Here is a 14844-nt window from a genome sequence, read left to right on the forward strand (position 1 = left end):
CATGGCTGACATCAAGGGCTTCCTCAAGTACGAGCGCGAGCTCCCCTCCCGCCGCCCGGTGCCCGTGCGCCTGCGCGACTGGAAGGAGGTCTACGAGGAGTTCCCCGAGGACCACCTGCAGAAGCAGGCGGCCCGGTGCATGGACTGCGGCATCCCGTTCTGCAACGACGGCTGCCCGCTCGGGAACCTCATCCCCGACTGGAACGACCTCGTCTACCGGGACCGCTGGCGCGACGCCATCGAGCGGCTGCACGCCACCAACAACTTCCCCGAGTTCACCGGCCGCCTGTGCCCGGCCCCGTGCGAGGGCGCGTGCGTGCTCGGCATCAACCAGGACCCGGTGACCATCAAGCAGGTCGAGGTCGAGATCATCGACCGGGCCTTCGAGGAAGGCTGGGTCACCCCGGTCCTGCCCTCGACCAAGACCGGCAAGAAGGTCGCCGTCGTCGGCTCCGGGCCCGCCGGCCTCGCCGCCGCCCAGCAGCTCACCCGGGCCGGCCACGACGTGGTCGTGTTCGAGCGGGCGGACCGCATCGGCGGCCTGCTCCGCTACGGCATCCCGGAGTTCAAGATGGAGAAGCGCCACATCGACCGGCGCCTCGACCAGATGGCGGCCGAGGGCACCGAGTTCCGCACCAACGCCAACGTCGGCGTCGACGTGCCGGTCGAGGACCTGCGCCGCGACTTCGACGCCATCGTCCTCGCCGGCGGCGCCACCCAGTGGCGCGACCTGCCCATCCCCGGGCGTGAGGGCGACGGCGTGCACCAGGCCATGGAGTACCTGCCGTGGGCCAACAAGGCCCAGCAGGGCGACCTCGCCGTCGATGAGGTCCCCATCAACGCGGCGGGCAAGAACGTCGTGATCATCGGCGGCGGCGACACCGGCGCCGACTGCCTCGGCACCGCCCACCGCCAGGGCGCGGCCAGCGTCCACCAGTTCGAGATCATGCCCCGCCCGCCGGAGGAGCGTCCCGACGCCAACCCGTGGCCCACGTACCCGATGGTGTACAAGGTCACGTCCGCCCACGAGGAGGGCGGTGATCGCGTCTACAGCGTGAACACCGAGGAGTTCGTGCGCGACGGCGACGGCAACCTGGTCGGCCTGAAGGCACACGAGGTCGAGATGGTCGACGGCCGGTTCCAGAAGGTGGAGGGCAGCGACTTCCAGCTCGAGTGCGAGCTCGTGCTGCTCGCCATGGGCTTCACCGGCCCCGAGTCCGGCGGCCTGCTCGACCACCTCGACGTCGACCGCGACGAACGCTCCAACGTCGCCCGCGACGCCGTCTACAAGACGAACCTCGACGACGTCTGGGTCTGCGGCGACATGGGCCGGGGCCAGAGCCTCATCGTGTGGGCCATCGCCGAGGGTCGGGCCTGCGCCGCCGCCGTCGACGAGGCGCTCATGGGCGAGACGGCCCTGCCCGTCCCGGTGGCACCCACCGACCGGCCCCTGGTGTGAGTGTCGGCCCCGCCGGTGCTTTGCCCCGCCCGGTCCTCGGCGACGAGACTGGGCGGGTGCAGCACGCCGACACGGCCGACGCAGTCCTGACCCCCCGCCCGGCGGCAGATGCCCCCGTCAGCCAGGACCAGGCGAACCGCACGTTCAGCACCTCGGTGCTCGTCTCCGCGGTGCGCTGCACGCTCGCCTACGTCGTGTTCCCGTGGCTCCTCCCGGCCTTCGGGCTGGCCAGCGGCGTGGGGCCGGCGCTCGGCCTCGTGATCGGACCGATCGCGATCGCGTTCAACGTCGCCAGCATCCGGCGGTTCCACGCCAGCGACCACCGGTGGAAGTGGCAGATCACCGTCCTCAACTGCGCGGTGATCGCCCTGCTGGTCGTGCTCTTCGTCCTGGACGTGCGCGCTCTGGGCTGACCGGGCCTCCCGCCACGCCGGATTTCTGCGCGTGACGGTGGTAACAGCTCAGACCCCTGGGTAGGGTCGATCCCGTCCGCCGTGACCCCCGCGGGCGCTCCTTGTCGGGCGGCGCATCCTCAGGGGGAATACTCATGGCCCACATCGATCCGGGCGACCCATCGACAGCTTCCGGCCGATCCGAGGCGACGCCATGAGCGTCGTGCGCGTCGAGCACGCCGACGGGGTCCGCGTCATCCACGTGGAGGGATGCGCGACCGACGACGACCTCCGCGAGGCCCTGTCGTCGCTGCGGGACCACGCCGGGCCGACGGTCCTGGACCTGGCCGAGCTGACGCTCGTGGGGCCGGGGGTGGCCGAGCTGGTCGCCGGCCTGGTCGACACCTGCGGCGCGGTCTGCGTCACGGCCCGCCGTCACACGGCTCGCGTCATCCTGCAGCGCAGCGGCATCGGGGACCTGTGCGTGATGTTCGCCAGCGTCGGCGACGCGCTCCAGGCCCTCCGGCTCGCCGAAGCGGGCTACGGCGCCGGGTGGAGCGGGCGCCTGGAGGCAGCCCGATGACGACGTGGCTGTTCGAACCGACGGTCGACGGCGGCGACGCCACCGACGCGCTCGAGATCACCCTGCGCTTCGAGGGAGAGGTCACCGTGTGCGCGCTGGACGGTCCGCTGTGCGCCTACACGGCCCCGGTGCTGGACGGGTGGCTCGAGCAGCTGTGGGCCAACGACCGGCATCGCGTCATCGTCGACGCAACGGAGGTCGACGCCCTGAGCAGCGACGGCGTCGAGGTGATCACGGCGCACGCCGCGCGGCTCCGTGCCGCCGGCGGGCACCTGCAGGTCCGGTCACCGTCGTCGGCGGCCCGCCGCGTGCTGGAGCTCTGCCAGGCCGGCCACCTGGTGGAGGGCACCGATCGCTGATCAGGTGGTGAGCGTGCGAACCTGCTGCCAGCGCCGCAGCTCCACCCCGACCAGGACCACGAAGAAGAGGCCGACAGAGACGGCGGCGATGGTGGCACCGCCGGCCGTGCCGTGGTGGAAGCTGACCAGCAGACCGGCCACGACCGCCACGGCGCCGGCGGCCACCGAGGTCACCATCATCAGCGGCACGCGGCGGACCAGCAGCGACGCCGTCGCCGGGGGGCCGACGAGCAGGCCGAACACGAGCAGCGTCCCGATGGCCTGGAAGCTGGCCACGATGCTCACGGCGAGCACGGCCAGGAGCGCGGCCTGCGCCAGCGCCGGGTGCATCCCCAGCGTGGCGGCCTTGTCCCGGTTGAAGGTGAGGGCCAAGAACGGACGGTGCCCGAGGACGATCACGACGAGGACGACGGCGGCAGCCACCGCCTGACCGCGGATGTCAGCGCCGGTCACGCCGAGGACGTCACCGAACAGCAGGGTCGTCACGTCGGTGGTGAACGTCTCCGAGCGCGACACGATGATCACGCCCAGCGAGAGCATGCCGACGAAGAGCAGGCCGATGCCGGTGTCCTCCCGCACGGCGCTCCGGGTCGACACGAGGGTCACGGCCCCGCTCATCACCAGGGCGGCGGCGAGCGCACCGATGACCGGGCTGAACCCCCAGAGCACGGCCAGGGCGATGCCGGGGATCACCCCGTGGGCGAGGGCGTCGCCGAGGAAGGCCAGCCCGCGCAGCACGACCCAGGTGCCCACGAGCGAGGTGGCGACCACCGCGACCAGGCTGCCGAGCAGGGCGCGCTGCATGAACGCCGGCTCGAACGCCTCGGTCACCAGGTCGAGCACGACGGTGCCCCTTCAGCCACCGAGCGCATCGGCGATGCGCTGCGCGTTCGACCGCATCATCCCAGCGTAGGTCTCGGCCTCGGAGCCGTCCGGGCCGAGGGTCTCTGCGTTGAGGGTGACGACCTCGACGTCGCCCACCTCGTCGGCGAGGGTCTCGGCGAGGGCGGCCGACGCCGTCTGCTCGGTGAAGACCGCGGTGACGCCCGCGCGCTGCAGCACCTGGGCCAGCTCCGCCAGCGCGCCGCCGCTCACGCCATCGGAGGTCGAGCCGGCCGGGATGACCGTGGCCAGGATCTCGAAGTCGTATCGGGCGGCGAACGAGTCGAAGACCTCGTGGTCGGTGACGAGCACGCGGCGGTCGTCCGGCACGACGGCCAGGGTCTCGACCAGCTCCTCGTGCAGGTCCTCGAGGTCGCCCACGAGGTCGTCGGCCTGCTGGGCCAGCTCCTCGGCATCGAGGCCGGGCAGCTGCTCGGGGAGGGCTGCGGCCAGCGCCTCGACCACCTCGGCGACGGCGAGCGGGTCGGTGAAGAAGTGGGCGTCGTCGTCGTGGGCGTGCTCGTCCCCGTGGTCCTCCTCGTCTCCGTGGTCCTCCTCGTCTCCGTGGTCCTCCTCGTCGGCGTGGTCCTCGTCCCCGTGGTCCTCCTCGTCGGCGTGGTCCTCGTCCCCGTGGTCCTCCTCGTCCCCGTGGTCCTCGTCCTCGGCGGCGTCGTCCCCGCCCAGCAGCTCGAGCGCCGACAGCACCGGCACCCCGTCGGACTCGGCTCCCGCCACGACGGACAGCAGCCCCTCCTCGAACCCACCGCCGTTGACGACGATGACATCGGCCGCGGCGAGATCGGCTGCCTCGCGGGCCGACGCCTGGAAGTCGTGGGGGCTGGCGCCCGGCGGCATGATCGTCACCACCTCGGCGAGGTCCCCGACCAGCTGCGCGACGACGTCGCCGAGCACCGTGGTGGTGACGGCGACGGTCGGCCGAGCGGCCTCACCGCCTGCGTCGGCGTCATCGGACCCGCACGAGGCGAGGACGGCCGCGGCGAGGGCGGCGGCGAGGGGCAGGGTGAGAGCACGGGTGCGGCGCATCGGATTCCCAGGAAGTCGGCGTGAATGAGAACAGTTCTCGGTTCAGCCCCGAGCGTACGAACGTCGTCGCCACTTCGCAAATGAGAACCGGACCCGTTTCCGATAACGTTCCTCCAGTGTCCGCTGCCCTCCACCTCCGCATCCGCGACCTGCACGTGCAGCACGGCACGCGCGTGGCGCTCACCGGGGTGAGCCTCGACGTGGCGGCGGGCACGACAGTCGCGGTGATCGGGGCCAACGGATCCGGCAAGTCCACGTTGCTGCGCACCATCGCCGGCCTGCAGGCTCCGTCGAGCGGTTCGATCGACACCGGCGGACTCGACGTGGCCCTCGTGCTGCAGACGACGACGGTGGACGGGTCCCTGCCCATCACGGTGCGCGAGACCGTCCGCCTCGCCCGGGCCGCGACGCGGGGGCCGTGGCGGCGACTGCGCCGCGAGGACCACGACGTCGTCGCCCAGGCCATGCACCGCCTCGAGGTCGCCGATCTGGCCGATCGCCCCCTGCACGAGCTCTCGGGCGGCCAGCGCCAGCGGGTGCTCGTCGCCCAGGGCCTCGCCCAGGGCGCGCCGATCCTGCTCCTGGACGAGCCGGTGACCGGGCTCGACATGGTGTCCAAGGAGGCCATCCTGCGCGTCATCGCCGAGGAGGCGGCCGACGGGCGCATCGTGTGCACGTCCACCCACGACCTCGACGAGGCCAGGCGCTGCGACCGGGCCGTCCTGCTCGCCACGCACCTGGTCGCGGAGGGGCCGCCCGACGAGGTGCTCACCGAGGCCAACCTGCACCAGGCGTTCGAGGGGCGGGTCCTGCGGCTGCCCGACGGCCAGCTGCTGGTCGACGACGTCCACCTCCACCACCACGGGAGCGAATGGTGACCGCCGAGCTGCATGACATCGCCAGCGCCCGGCTGCGCACGACCGGGCAGCGCTACACCACCCGGCGGCGCGCCCTGGTGGAGGTGCTCGATCAGGCCGACGGGCCGCTCACGATCCCCCAGATCCTCGAGCTGGACCGCTCCCTCGCGCAGTCGAGCGCCTACCGGAACCTGGCCGTGCTCGAGCAGGCCGACGTGGTCCACCGCATCGTCACCAACGACGACTTCGCCCGCTACGAGCTGGCCGAGGACCTCACCGAGCACCACCACCACCTCATCTGCCGCACCTGCGGCTCGGTGGCCGACTTCACCCTCGACCCCTCCGTCGAAGGGGACCTGGACCGCGTGCTGGCCGACGTCGCCGATGCCCAGTCGTTCCAGGCCGACCACCACCGCCTCGACCTGGTCGGCACCTGCGCAGACTGCCGGTGATCATGCGAGAGCTCTGAACGGATCGCTCACTGCAGTCCACGAGTAGTGGCAGATCGGACGGCGAATGCTCGTCCAAGGGAACAATCTGGCAGCAGCCACGTTGAACAGACCATGAAGACGGCCCTGAAGACCCTCGTCGCCGCGACCACCGCCTTGGTCGCCCTCGCTCTGGTGGGCGCTCTCGTCGGGCTGCCGTCCTTCGGCAACCCCTTCGCCTCCGAGACCGTCGTGCGGGACCACGCCGCGGTGCTCGACTCCCTGGAGGAGATCGCCGAGCTGCGGGCCGCCACCGGTGAGTTCCAGGTCCTCGTCGACGTCGAGGACCGGACCCGCTTCGTGCCGAGCTTCGTCAAGGGCGAGCGCACGACGTTCCTCGCCCAGGGCGCCGTGGATGCATTCGTGGACCTGGACTCGCTCGACGAGGACGCGATCATCATCGCCGAGGACGGCTCGGTCACCGTGGTGCTGCCGCCGGCGGAGCTCGCCGACCCGGTCATCGACCACCGGGCATCCGGCGTCCTCGATCGGGACCGAGGCATCGTGGACCGCGTCGGCGGCCTCTTCAGCGACGAGCCGACCTCGGACAAGGACCTCTACCAGGAGGCGGAGCGACGCCTGGCCGAGGCGGCGGCTGACAGCGAGCTGCGTTCCGCCGGTGAGGCCAAGGCGGCCGCGACCGTGGAGCAGCTCCTCCGCGAGGCCGGCATCGAGCAGGTCCGGGTGATCTTCGCCGAGCCCGGCGCCGTCGCCTGACCGTGGCCCGACTGCCGGGGTCGCCCGCGCATGGGCCTAGTCTCCGGGCGAGGTGACGACCCCATGACCACGAACGACGACCAGATCGGCGACGCCCTGGTGGCGTACATCGGCTCGCTGACCCAGGACCACACGGTGGAGGCGGTGTTCCGCCACCTGGGTGACTACTGCACCGAGCTGCTCCCCGCCGACGGTGTGGGCGTCCTGCTCCTCGAGGAGCAGAACCTGACCGTGGCGACCGCCAACAGCGAGGTCGGAGACACCGTCGAGGCCCTCGAGGTCGAGCTGCAGGAAGGACCGTGCGTGGAGTGCGTGCGGATCGGCCATCCGGTGCTCGTCCCCGACCTCGCGACCGCCGCCGACCGCTACCCCCGATTCGTGCCCCGGGCGATCGAGGCGGGCGCGGGGGCGATCCACGCCCTGCCGATGACCGGGCACGGCGACCTCGTCGGTTCGCTGAACATCATCAGCCTGCAGCCGACCGAGCTGACCGAGACCCAGCTCAGCACGGCGCGGATGTTGGCCGATGTCGCCGTGTCGTACATCTTCGCCGTACGGCTCCACGAGGAGACCTCGGAGCTGGCCGGCCAGCTGCAGAACGCCCTCGACACGCGCGTGGTCATCGAGCAGGCCAAGGGCGTGCTCTCCGAGCGCCACGACGAATCGCTGGCCCAGGCGTTCAACCGTCTGCGGAACCACGCGCGCAGCAGGAGCACGCCGGTGCGCGAGATCGCCAGACAGGTCATCGAAGAACGCCTCCAGCCCTGACGGGAGGCCCGCCAGGGCTGGGTCGATCCGCGGATCGCGACCCGTTCGGGCCGCAGCTCGCTACGACTCGACGACGAAGGCGACCTGGAGCTCGACCTGCCAGAGGTCCACGCCACCGCTCTCGTTGACGTTGGCCCGGATGTCCTTGATCTCGCACCACTCCTGACCGCGGACCTTCTGAGCGGAGCGCTTGAGGGCGGTCTCGACAGCAGCTTCGATGCTGTCCGGGGACTCGCCGATCAGGTTGGTCTTCTTGTAGGTCTTGCCGGACATGGGGTCTCCTCGTTCGGGGTCGTTGGGCGACCCGTCACCTACCCGTCGCCTGCCAGGGTCACCACACCGGGGCTCGACGGCGCCGGCGACATCGACATGGAGCCCGGTGAAGCCGTCGAGCGCCGATGCACGTGCGGCCCCGGCTCGAGCCAGGCCCCACAACCTGTACTCGTAGGGTTTGCCACATGGATGACCGAACCGAGGGCCCGGGCATCGACGCACCACATGCCGCGGGGGCCGAGGCGGTCACGGCAGCGCTCGACGTCGACCCAGGGGTCGGGCTCTCGGAAGACGAGGTCCGCCAGCGGCGGGAACGGTTCGGGCCGAACCGGCTCGGCCAGGGCAAGCGGACGCCGTGGTGGCGCGTGGTGTGGAACCAGGTCGCCGACGCGGTCATCGTCCTGCTGCTGGGCGCGGCGGCCGCCGGGTTGGTGGCTGGTGAGGTGGTGGAAGCCGCGGCCATCGGCGTCGTCCTCGTCGTCAACACCGTGGTCGGCTTCGTCACCGAGCTGCGGGCCGCCCGCTCCATGGAGTCGCTCCGGGCGTTGATGACCACGACCGCCGAGGTGGAGCGTGGCGACCGTCGCTACGAGATCGACGCCGGCGACCTCGTGCCGGGCGACGTCGTCGGGATCGAGGCGGGCGAGCAGGTGCCGGCGGACCTCCGTGTGCTCGAGGCCGAGGAGCTGCGGGTCGACGAGGCCGGCCTCACCGGGGAGAACGAGCCGGTCACCAAGGCCGTGGAGCCCGTCGCTGCAGAGACGCCCCTGGCCGAGCGCACCTCGATGCTCTACACGGGCACCACCGTTGCGGCCGGGCGCGGGCGGGGGGTCGTGGTCGCGACGGGACGCAGCACCGAGATGGGGCGCATCTCGGATCTCGCCGAGTCGGCCGACGACACCAAGGCGCCGCTGCAGGAGGGGTTGAGCCGCCTGAGCCGACAGCTCGCGATCGCCGTCGTCGTGGGCGCCATCGCACTGCTGGCGCTGGGCGTGCTCCGAGGGCTCGAGACCGACGAGGCGATCGAGGTGGCGGTGGCACTGGCGATCGCCGTGGTGCCCGAGGGCCTCCCCGCGGTCGCGACGCTCACGCTGGCGGTGGGGATGCGGCGGATGGCCGCCGGCAACGCCCTGGTGCGGCGGCTACCGGCGGTGGAGACGCTCGGCTCCACCACGGTGATCTGCTCGGACAAGACCGGCACGCTCACCCGGAACGAGATGGAGGTCGTCGAGGTCACCACCGCCGACGACGGTGACGAGCACGACCTGTGGGTGACGGCCGCGCTGTGCAACGACGCAGACGTCGACACCGACGGCCAACCGATCGGCGACCCGACCGAGGTCGCCCTGCTCCACGGCGCATCCGAGCGGAACGTCGAGTGGCGGGAACTGCGGGAGGAGCACCCCCGGGAGCGGGAGGTGCCGTTCAGCTCCGAGGCCAAGCGCATGGCCGTCGTGGCCGACGGGGCGACGCACGTGAAGGGCGCCCCGGAGGTGCTCCTCGACCCGGACCGGCACGCCGGGCTCCTCGAGGCGGCCGAGGAGATGGCCAGCCGAGCGTTGCGGGTGCTGGCGTTCGCTCGCGGGCCGGTGGTGGGTGACGACGCTCCGGACGAGGCGCTGTTCGAGCAGGCCGAGGTGCTGGGTCTGGTCGGCATGCACGACCCGCCGCGGGACACGGCGATCGACGCCATCGAGGTGCTGGCTCAGGCGGGGATCCGCACCGTGATGATCACCGGCGACCGACCGGACACCGCCGCGGCCATCGGGTCACGGATGGGGATCTCGGATGGCCATGCCGTCACCGGCAAGGAGCTCGACGACCTGAGCGCCGACGAGCTCGTCGAGCACGCCGGGCGCGCGGCGCTGTTCGCCCGGGTCGCGCCGGAGCACAAGCTGCGCATCGTCGAGTCGTTGCAGGCCGCAGGGGAGGTCGTGGCGGTGACCGGTGACGGGGTCAACGACGCCCCGGCGCTCAGCCAGGCCGACGTCGGCGTCGCCATGGGCTCGGGCACCGACGTCGCTCGTGACGCCGCCGACATCGTGCTCCTCGACGACGAGTTCCCCACCATCGTCACGGCGGTGGCCGAGGGCCGGCGCATCTTCGCCAACATCCGGCGCTTCGCCCAGTTCCTGTTCTCCTGGCACCTCGCCGAGGTCGCCGTGATCACCATCGCCCTGGCCGCCGGCGTCGACCCCCCGCTCGCCGGACTGATGATCCTCTGGAACAACCTGATCATCGACGTGCTCCCCTCCTTCGCGCTCGCCCTCGAGCCGGGCCGCGAGGACGTCATGCGCGATCCACCCCGGGATCCCGCCGAGCCCGTCGTCGACCGTGGCCTCCTCGGTCGCACCGTGACCCACGCATCTCTGGTGGCCGGCGTGGGCCTCGTCGCCTACGGACTCGCTCGCTGGTCGCTGGACCTCTCCGTGGAGGGGATGCAGACCATGGCGTTCACGGCGATGACCATCGGACAGACCCTCGGCGTGTTCAATGCCCGAAGCGAGCACGGATCCGGCTTCCGCGGCGCCACACAGAACCCCTGGCTGTGGGCCGCGCTCGGCATCACCCTGGCGCTGACCCTGGCCGCCCTCACGGTCGGGCCCCTGCGCGACCTGCTCGGTCTCACGACACTCCCTGGCAGCGCCTACCTCACCGCCTTCGCACTCGGCCTCGTGCCCGTGATCGCGATCCAGGGCGTGCGTGCCCGGCGAGGCCCATCGCCGAACCGGAGCTGAGCCTCAAGCGGTCACCTCCACCATCTCGATGTGGGGTACGAGCAGCTCGATCTCGCGGCCGCTCCCGCTGGCCAGCCCCCGGCGGGTCACGTTGAGGGTCCCGGCGGCGGTTCCGACCCGCACCGCCTCCTGGACGCTGGATCCCCTCGCCAGCGCGACGGCGATGCCGGCGGTCACTGAATCGCCCGCTCCGCGCTGATCGACAGGGTCGACGCTCGGTCCCCGGACCTCGTAGTAGCGGCCCTCCAACAGCGCCAACGTCGGTTGTTCGCCACGGGTGACGACGACTGCAGCGGCTCCGCGGGCGGCCAGGCGGCGCAGCGCCTCGAACAAGGAAGGCCTGGTCGCGTCCTTCACCTCCCCGGTGACCGCCAGCTCCTCATCGCTGATCTTGAGGAGATCGAGCCCTCCTTCGAGCGCTGCGTCGAGGGGAGGTCCGCACAGGTCGGCGATGACCGCCGTGCCGTTCCGGCGCAGGTCCCGCGCCATGCGGGTGTAGACCTCGAGCGGCACGAGATCGGGGACGTCGCCTCGGGTCAGGCCGGGCGTCTCCGGGCCGCCGAGCACCACGAGGTCTGCGTTCAGGCCGGCCACGAACGCGACGCCGTAGAGCTCGTCGACCTCGTGTCGGGACCGAGCCATGGCCCCCATCTCGGCCAAGGGCACCCGCTCCCCCGAGCGTCGATCGTGCATGTATGCGCCGTTGCCACCGGCGGCGGACACGGCGCGGACATCGATGTCCCATCGCTCCAGCAGCGACCTGATGACCGTTCCGGTCTCGCCGCCGAAGGACGAGCACAGCACGACGTCCACGCCGAGGCTGGCGACCAGCCGAGCGACCCAGACCCCCTGCCCGCCGGGATGGAGGTGGATCTCGTCACCGGCGCCGCCCGCCTCGACGGTGACCGTGAGCAACGGCGTCGGAGCGAGGACCATGACCCGAGATCGGTGTCGAGCGGTGCGCTGCGTCATCCTGCGAGGTCCTTGCAGACGGTCGGTGCTTCCATCCACCCCCCTCCGGGGTCGTTCACGTCAGCCCGTCTCACTCGTCGAGCACGAAGGTGACCTTCATGATCACCTCGTAGCCGGTGATCTGGCCATCAGCGCTGAGGGAGACCTCCTGCTCCTTGATCCAGGCGCTTCGCAGGTTGTGCAGGGTCTGGGCGGCGCGCTCGACGCCGACGCGGACTGCGTCCTCGAAGCTGGTCTCGGAACGTGCGCTGATCTCGGTGACACGTGCGACGGAAGCCATCGGACTCTCCTGTTTCAGTTGGTGGTTGCAGATTGGTGCTGTTGGGCCAGTTCAGAGTTCCGGGCCCGGACGTGGGCCCAGCACCGGCCGTTCTGGGCCGGTGACCTGTTGCTCAGGGCACGTCGAAGGGGGGCGGGCCGATCCCGTGTATGGAAGTGGTGCGCTCGGGTCCGGCCGGAGTGGGCTCGGTGACGGCAGGGGCGGATCGCCCGTCGTCGAGCTCCAGGAGGATCTCAGTGCCTGCACGAGGAGGCGTCTGCCCATCGGGCCAGTGGAGATGGCCCCGCCACCACCGAGGGCCTTCCTTGATCTCGCCGCCCACGCTGCACTGATTCCGGCCACCGAAGAGGTCGGCACGAACGGAGTGGATCACCCGACTCCGGATCCGCACGATGGCGAAGGTGTTGACGTGGATCTCGTCGTGGCTGTTCGGGGTGGTGGCGTGGTGATCGTGGATCATCGGTGGGTCCGTTCGTGCTGCGGGCGGATGGTGGCGATCACGTAGGTGTGCCCATCCATGCGGACGGGGCTGAGGGCCACCTCGGCGACGATCGTGGTGCCGTCGCGGTGACGGCCCCGGAGCTGCCGCTTGCTCATCGGCCGTGTGGTCGGGTTCTCCAGGTAGCGCTGCCGGTGGTCGGCGTGGCCGGTTCGGACGTCCTCGGGTACGAGGCGGTCGATGGAGGTGCCGATGAGCTCACTGCGGCTGTACCCGAAGAGCGACTCGGTGCGGTGGTTCGCCAGGACGACGGTGCCGGTCGGGTCGGTGACCACCAGGGCATCCGGTGTTGCGTCCACGAGCTGCCAGATCAGGTCGGCGGAGAGGGGCAGCTGCCCGATCGGAACCCGAGCGTGGCTGGCCTGCTCGCCGGCGTCGAGCACCGCGGCGCCGGGCCGGAAGGTGAGCACGGCGATGTCGTCGCGCAACAGGTTCTGGGGGCCGGCGAGCGCCAGCAGGTGGTCGGCGAGCTCATCAGGCGCGTTGGTGCCGGCGTTGCCAGCCGCACGACGGAGTCGCTCGATCTGGTCGGTGATGACCGTGTCGACGGTCTCGACGAGGCCATCGCTGTAGAGCACGATCGTGTCACCGGGCCGCACCTCCCAGCGATGCGCCCGGTACGTGGCCTCCGCGATGGCCCCGACGGGTGGTCCCGGCCGAACCGCGCAGAGGCTGGCGTGGCCGTTGGACCCGGTCACGATGGGCGGAGGGTGACCCGCCGAGGTCACGACCGTGCCCTGCGGGCCGATCTCCACGCAGCAGCACGTGGCGAAGCCATCTCGGTCCAGGGCGAGGTCGTTGAGCCGGGCCAGCGCGATGGTCGCGGGGAGACCTTCGAGTAGGTGGCTGTAGAGGGCGGTGCGGAACTCGCTCATCTGGACGGCGGCTTCGATGCCGTGCCCGGCGACATCACCGAGGACGAGCACCGTGCGCCCGTCACGCGTGTGGACGATGTCGTACCAGTCGCCGCCGACCTTGCTGCCGTCGCCGGCGGGTGCGTAGCGGGCAGCTGCCTCGCCGGTGGATCCCGGTCCGATCTCGGGGAGCAGACGTCGTTGCAGGAGGAGACCGGCCTGGCTCGTCTGCGCGCCGAGGTGGGTGCGACGCAGCGCGGCGACCCCTGCGGCGACGAGCACCTCCAGCGCGCCCAGGCGGGCGGGTCCGAGGTGGTCGTGGCGGGCGAACCGCGCCCAGAACTTCACCACGGCGCTGTCACCGGGCACAGCGGTGACGGATGCACACGTCGGCGATCCGTCTGCGTCGCGCCCGTGCAGCAACGCACCGCGTCCTCCGCCCGGCGCCGGGAGGTCGGTAGCGACGGGAACGCGCCCGTACGACGCGATGAGGTGCTGGTCGCCGTCGCCGAGCCACACCGCGGTCGCTGCCGCCCCGAGGCCACGGTGGCAGCCGTCGACGAGCGCCGCGCCAGCGGTCGCAGCGTCGGTGGCGACGCCGAGCGCAGTCGTGGTTCGAGAGAGCTCGGTCCAGTCGAGGTCGCCGGTGCGGGCCGGCGGGACCCGGGTGTCCAGCATCAGTGGAGCCCCGCACTGCTCAGCACCCGGGTCGCGCGCCGGGGCAGGTGTGCGGCGCCGAGTGCGTCTGAGGCATCCATCTGAGCCATGTCACCCTCCAAGCATCCACACGTCGATCGATCGTGTGCGCCGAGGACGAGAGCGCCACCACGCCCGCAAACATGTGCGGAGCGTGCAGCCATCCCACCGAGGTCAGGAGCGGAGCGACCTGTCGACGACCCTACGTGGACTTGACATCGGCCGCAACGGACAGACCCCGCCTCGCCCGGTCGTCAGCGCGCGGGAGCGGGGCTAGGGACGTAGGTCGAGGTTCACCACGGCGTGCGCGACCACCGACAGCTTGGCGTTGTGGTTCCGTGCGTGCCGACGCAGGATCTGCAACGCAGCGTCGACGGAGATGCTCCGCTCGTTGGCCAGCACACCCTTGGCCTGCTCGACGATGATCCGGGTCTCCAGCGCATGCTCCAGCTGGGCGACGACCTCCGTCGCTTCTCGGTAGGCCGAGGCATACACGATGTAGCCGGTGGTCGTGTCGGCGAGCAGCTGGGCCGCTTCGATCTGTCGATCGGTCCACTGGCGTGGACGGGTGTCGTACAAGGTGAGGACCCCGAACTCGGCGTCTTCGATGTGCAGCGGAACCCCGGCGGCGGCGACTACGCCCGCCTTCTCGGCGGCCCGTGCGAGGTCAGGCCACCGGTCGGCGTGGTCCCGCAGATCGCTGATGCGCAACGGCTTCCCGAGGTCGTGGACCTCATGGCACGGTCCTTGCCGAGTGCGCTCCTCGATCATCTCGAGGGAGGCGATGGACTCGCTCAACGCCGTCACGGAGCGGAGCCTGCCCTGCGCATCAGCCATGGAGATGCCCGCCCCGCAGATGTCGAAGACCCTCGTGGCGTCGTCGACGAGGTCGTGGAGCACGTCGGCGACCGATCTGTCTCGAGCGAGCGACTCGGCGACGTTCGCCAACGCCTGCCTCAGCTGACCCTCGTCGATCACGACAC

Annotated in this window: 16 protein-coding genes; 9 read left to right on the forward strand and 7 right to left on the reverse strand. The window is 71.3% G+C overall.

The genetic code is table 11. The features are described 5' to 3' along the window. Window position 1: 1 nt before the first annotated feature. From RGQ06_RS02155 to RGQ06_RS02170, 4 genes are all read left to right on the forward strand, one after another. Complete coding sequence (locus RGQ06_RS02155; protein ID WP_432429651.1) at window positions 2-1459, forward strand: glutamate synthase subunit beta; 1458 nt, start codon at window positions 2-4, stop codon at window positions 1457-1459. A gap of 56 nt (window positions 1460-1515) precedes the next feature. Then, window positions 1516-1872: a hypothetical protein gene (locus RGQ06_RS02160; RefSeq protein WP_432429652.1), complete on the forward strand. Its 357-nt coding sequence runs from the start codon at window positions 1516-1518 to the stop codon at window positions 1870-1872. A 193-nt stretch (window positions 1873-2065) separates the two neighbouring features. Further along, the gene (locus RGQ06_RS02165; protein ID WP_432429653.1) at window positions 2066-2434 is read left to right on the forward strand and encodes a hypothetical protein; all 369 of its coding nucleotides are present in this window, start codon (window positions 2066-2068) and stop codon (window positions 2432-2434) included. Continuing rightward, window positions 2431-2793 carry an STAS domain-containing protein gene (locus RGQ06_RS02170; RefSeq protein WP_432429654.1) on the forward strand — a complete coding sequence of 121 codons (363 nt, stop codon included), beginning with the start codon at window positions 2431-2433 and terminating at the stop codon, window positions 2791-2793. Before RGQ06_RS02165 ends, RGQ06_RS02170 begins: the two co-directional genes overlap by 4 nt. On the opposite strand, the gene aztB is transcribed toward RGQ06_RS02170, so the two are convergent. Together aztB and RGQ06_RS02180 are read right to left on the reverse strand one after the other, a co-directional pair. Beyond that, window positions 2794-3636, reverse strand: coding sequence for a zinc ABC transporter permease AztB (gene aztB, locus RGQ06_RS02175; protein ID WP_432429655.1), 843 nt, complete (start codon window positions 3634-3636; stop codon window positions 2794-2796). A gap of 12 nt (window positions 3637-3648) precedes the next feature. Then, entirely contained in the window at window positions 3649-4719 is a 1071-nt protein-coding gene (locus RGQ06_RS02180) for a metal ABC transporter substrate-binding protein (protein ID WP_432429656.1), read from the reverse strand. A gap of 116 nt (window positions 4720-4835) precedes the next feature. Between RGQ06_RS02180 and RGQ06_RS02185 the strand changes: the two genes are divergently transcribed. The 4 genes from RGQ06_RS02185 to RGQ06_RS02200 all read left to right on the forward strand — a co-directional run bounded on the left by RGQ06_RS02185 (window position 4836) and on the right by RGQ06_RS02200 (window position 7549). Next, the gene (locus RGQ06_RS02185) at window positions 4836-5597 is read left to right on the forward strand and encodes a metal ABC transporter ATP-binding protein (protein WP_432429657.1); all 762 of its coding nucleotides are present in this window, start codon (window positions 4836-4838) and stop codon (window positions 5595-5597) included. Beyond that, the gene (locus RGQ06_RS02190; protein WP_432429658.1) at window positions 5594-6028 is read left to right on the forward strand and encodes a Fur family transcriptional regulator; all 435 of its coding nucleotides are present in this window, start codon (window positions 5594-5596) and stop codon (window positions 6026-6028) included. Before RGQ06_RS02185 ends, RGQ06_RS02190 begins: the two co-directional genes overlap by 4 nt. Before the next feature lie 111 nt (window positions 6029-6139). Then, window positions 6140-6781: a DUF4230 domain-containing protein gene (locus RGQ06_RS02195; protein WP_432429659.1), complete on the forward strand. Its 642-nt coding sequence runs from the start codon at window positions 6140-6142 to the stop codon at window positions 6779-6781. 63 nt (window positions 6782-6844) lie between these two features. Next, window positions 6845-7549, forward strand: a complete 705-nt coding sequence (locus RGQ06_RS02200) for an ANTAR domain-containing response regulator (RefSeq protein ID WP_432429660.1) — start codon at window positions 6845-6847, stop codon at window positions 7547-7549. 60 nt (window positions 7550-7609) lie between these two features. On the opposite strand, the gene RGQ06_RS02205 is transcribed toward RGQ06_RS02200, so the two are convergent. Continuing rightward, window positions 7610-7822, reverse strand: a complete 213-nt coding sequence (locus tag RGQ06_RS02205) for a dodecin family protein (protein WP_432429661.1) — start codon at window positions 7820-7822, stop codon at window positions 7610-7612. A gap of 185 nt (window positions 7823-8007) precedes the next feature. Here RGQ06_RS02205 and RGQ06_RS02210 point away from each other — a divergent pair, with 185 nt between their 5' ends. After that, a complete protein-coding gene (locus RGQ06_RS02210) occupies window positions 8008-10560 on the forward strand; it encodes a cation-translocating P-type ATPase (protein ID WP_432429662.1) in 2553 nt (850 codons plus the stop codon). 3 nt (window positions 10561-10563) lie between these two features. Here RGQ06_RS02210 and RGQ06_RS02215 read toward each other — a convergent pair whose 3' ends face one another. The 4 genes from RGQ06_RS02215 to RGQ06_RS02230 form a co-directional block, all read right to left on the reverse strand. Beyond that, window positions 10564-11496 carry a PfkB family carbohydrate kinase gene (locus tag RGQ06_RS02215; RefSeq protein WP_432430696.1) on the reverse strand — a complete coding sequence of 311 codons (933 nt, stop codon included), beginning with the start codon at window positions 11494-11496 and terminating at the stop codon, window positions 10564-10566. A gap of 106 nt (window positions 11497-11602) precedes the next feature. Then, window positions 11603-11812, reverse strand: a complete 210-nt coding sequence (locus tag RGQ06_RS02220) for a dodecin family protein (protein WP_432429664.1) — start codon at window positions 11810-11812, stop codon at window positions 11603-11605. 456 nt (window positions 11813-12268) lie between these two features. Next, window positions 12269-13843: a SpoIIE family protein phosphatase gene (locus tag RGQ06_RS02225; protein ID WP_432429665.1), complete on the reverse strand. Its 1575-nt coding sequence runs from the start codon at window positions 13841-13843 to the stop codon at window positions 12269-12271. Between the two features lie 291 nt (window positions 13844-14134). Continuing rightward, entirely contained in the window at window positions 14135-14839 is a 705-nt protein-coding gene (locus RGQ06_RS02230) for a GAF and ANTAR domain-containing protein (protein ID WP_432429666.1), read from the reverse strand. Between the last annotated feature and the right edge of the window lie 5 nt (window positions 14840-14844).

It is taken from the genome of Salinilacustrithrix flava, assembly GCF_041228405.1.
In the GTDB taxonomy this organism is placed as follows: Bacteria; Actinomycetota; Acidimicrobiia; order Acidimicrobiales; family Salinilacustritrichaceae; genus Salinilacustrithrix; species Salinilacustrithrix flava.

Excerpts from the sequence above, each read along its gene's own strand:
- RGQ06_RS02170 (WP_432429654.1), top strand. The coding sequence starts at position 2,431 with ATGACGACGTGGCTGTTCGAACCGACGGTCGACGGCGGCGACGCCACC.
- RGQ06_RS02200 (WP_432429660.1), top strand. The coding sequence starts at position 6,845 with ATGACCACGAACGACGACCAGATCGGCGACGCCCTGGTGGCGTACATC.
- RGQ06_RS02215 (WP_432430696.1), bottom strand. The coding sequence starts at position 11,496 with ATGGTCCTCGCTCCGACGCCGTTGCTCACGGTCACCGTCGAGGCGGGC.
- RGQ06_RS02165 (WP_432429653.1), top strand. The coding sequence starts at position 2,066 with ATGAGCGTCGTGCGCGTCGAGCACGCCGACGGGGTCCGCGTCATCCAC.
- RGQ06_RS02180 (WP_432429656.1), bottom strand. The coding sequence starts at position 4,719 with ATGCGCCGCACCCGTGCTCTCACCCTGCCCCTCGCCGCCGCCCTCGCC.
- RGQ06_RS02210 (WP_432429662.1), top strand. The coding sequence starts at position 8,008 with ATGGATGACCGAACCGAGGGCCCGGGCATCGACGCACCACATGCCGCG.
- RGQ06_RS02195 (WP_432429659.1), top strand. The coding sequence starts at position 6,140 with ATGAAGACGGCCCTGAAGACCCTCGTCGCCGCGACCACCGCCTTGGTC.
- RGQ06_RS02220 (WP_432429664.1), bottom strand. The coding sequence starts at position 11,812 with ATGGCTTCCGTCGCACGTGTCACCGAGATCAGCGCACGTTCCGAGACC.
- RGQ06_RS02225 (WP_432429665.1), bottom strand. The coding sequence starts at position 13,843 with ATGCTGGACACCCGGGTCCCGCCGGCCCGCACCGGCGACCTCGACTGG.
- RGQ06_RS02205 (WP_432429661.1), bottom strand. The coding sequence starts at position 7,822 with ATGTCCGGCAAGACCTACAAGAAGACCAACCTGATCGGCGAGTCCCCG.
- RGQ06_RS02155 (WP_432429651.1), top strand. The coding sequence starts at position 2 with ATGGCTGACATCAAGGGCTTCCTCAAGTACGAGCGCGAGCTCCCCTCC.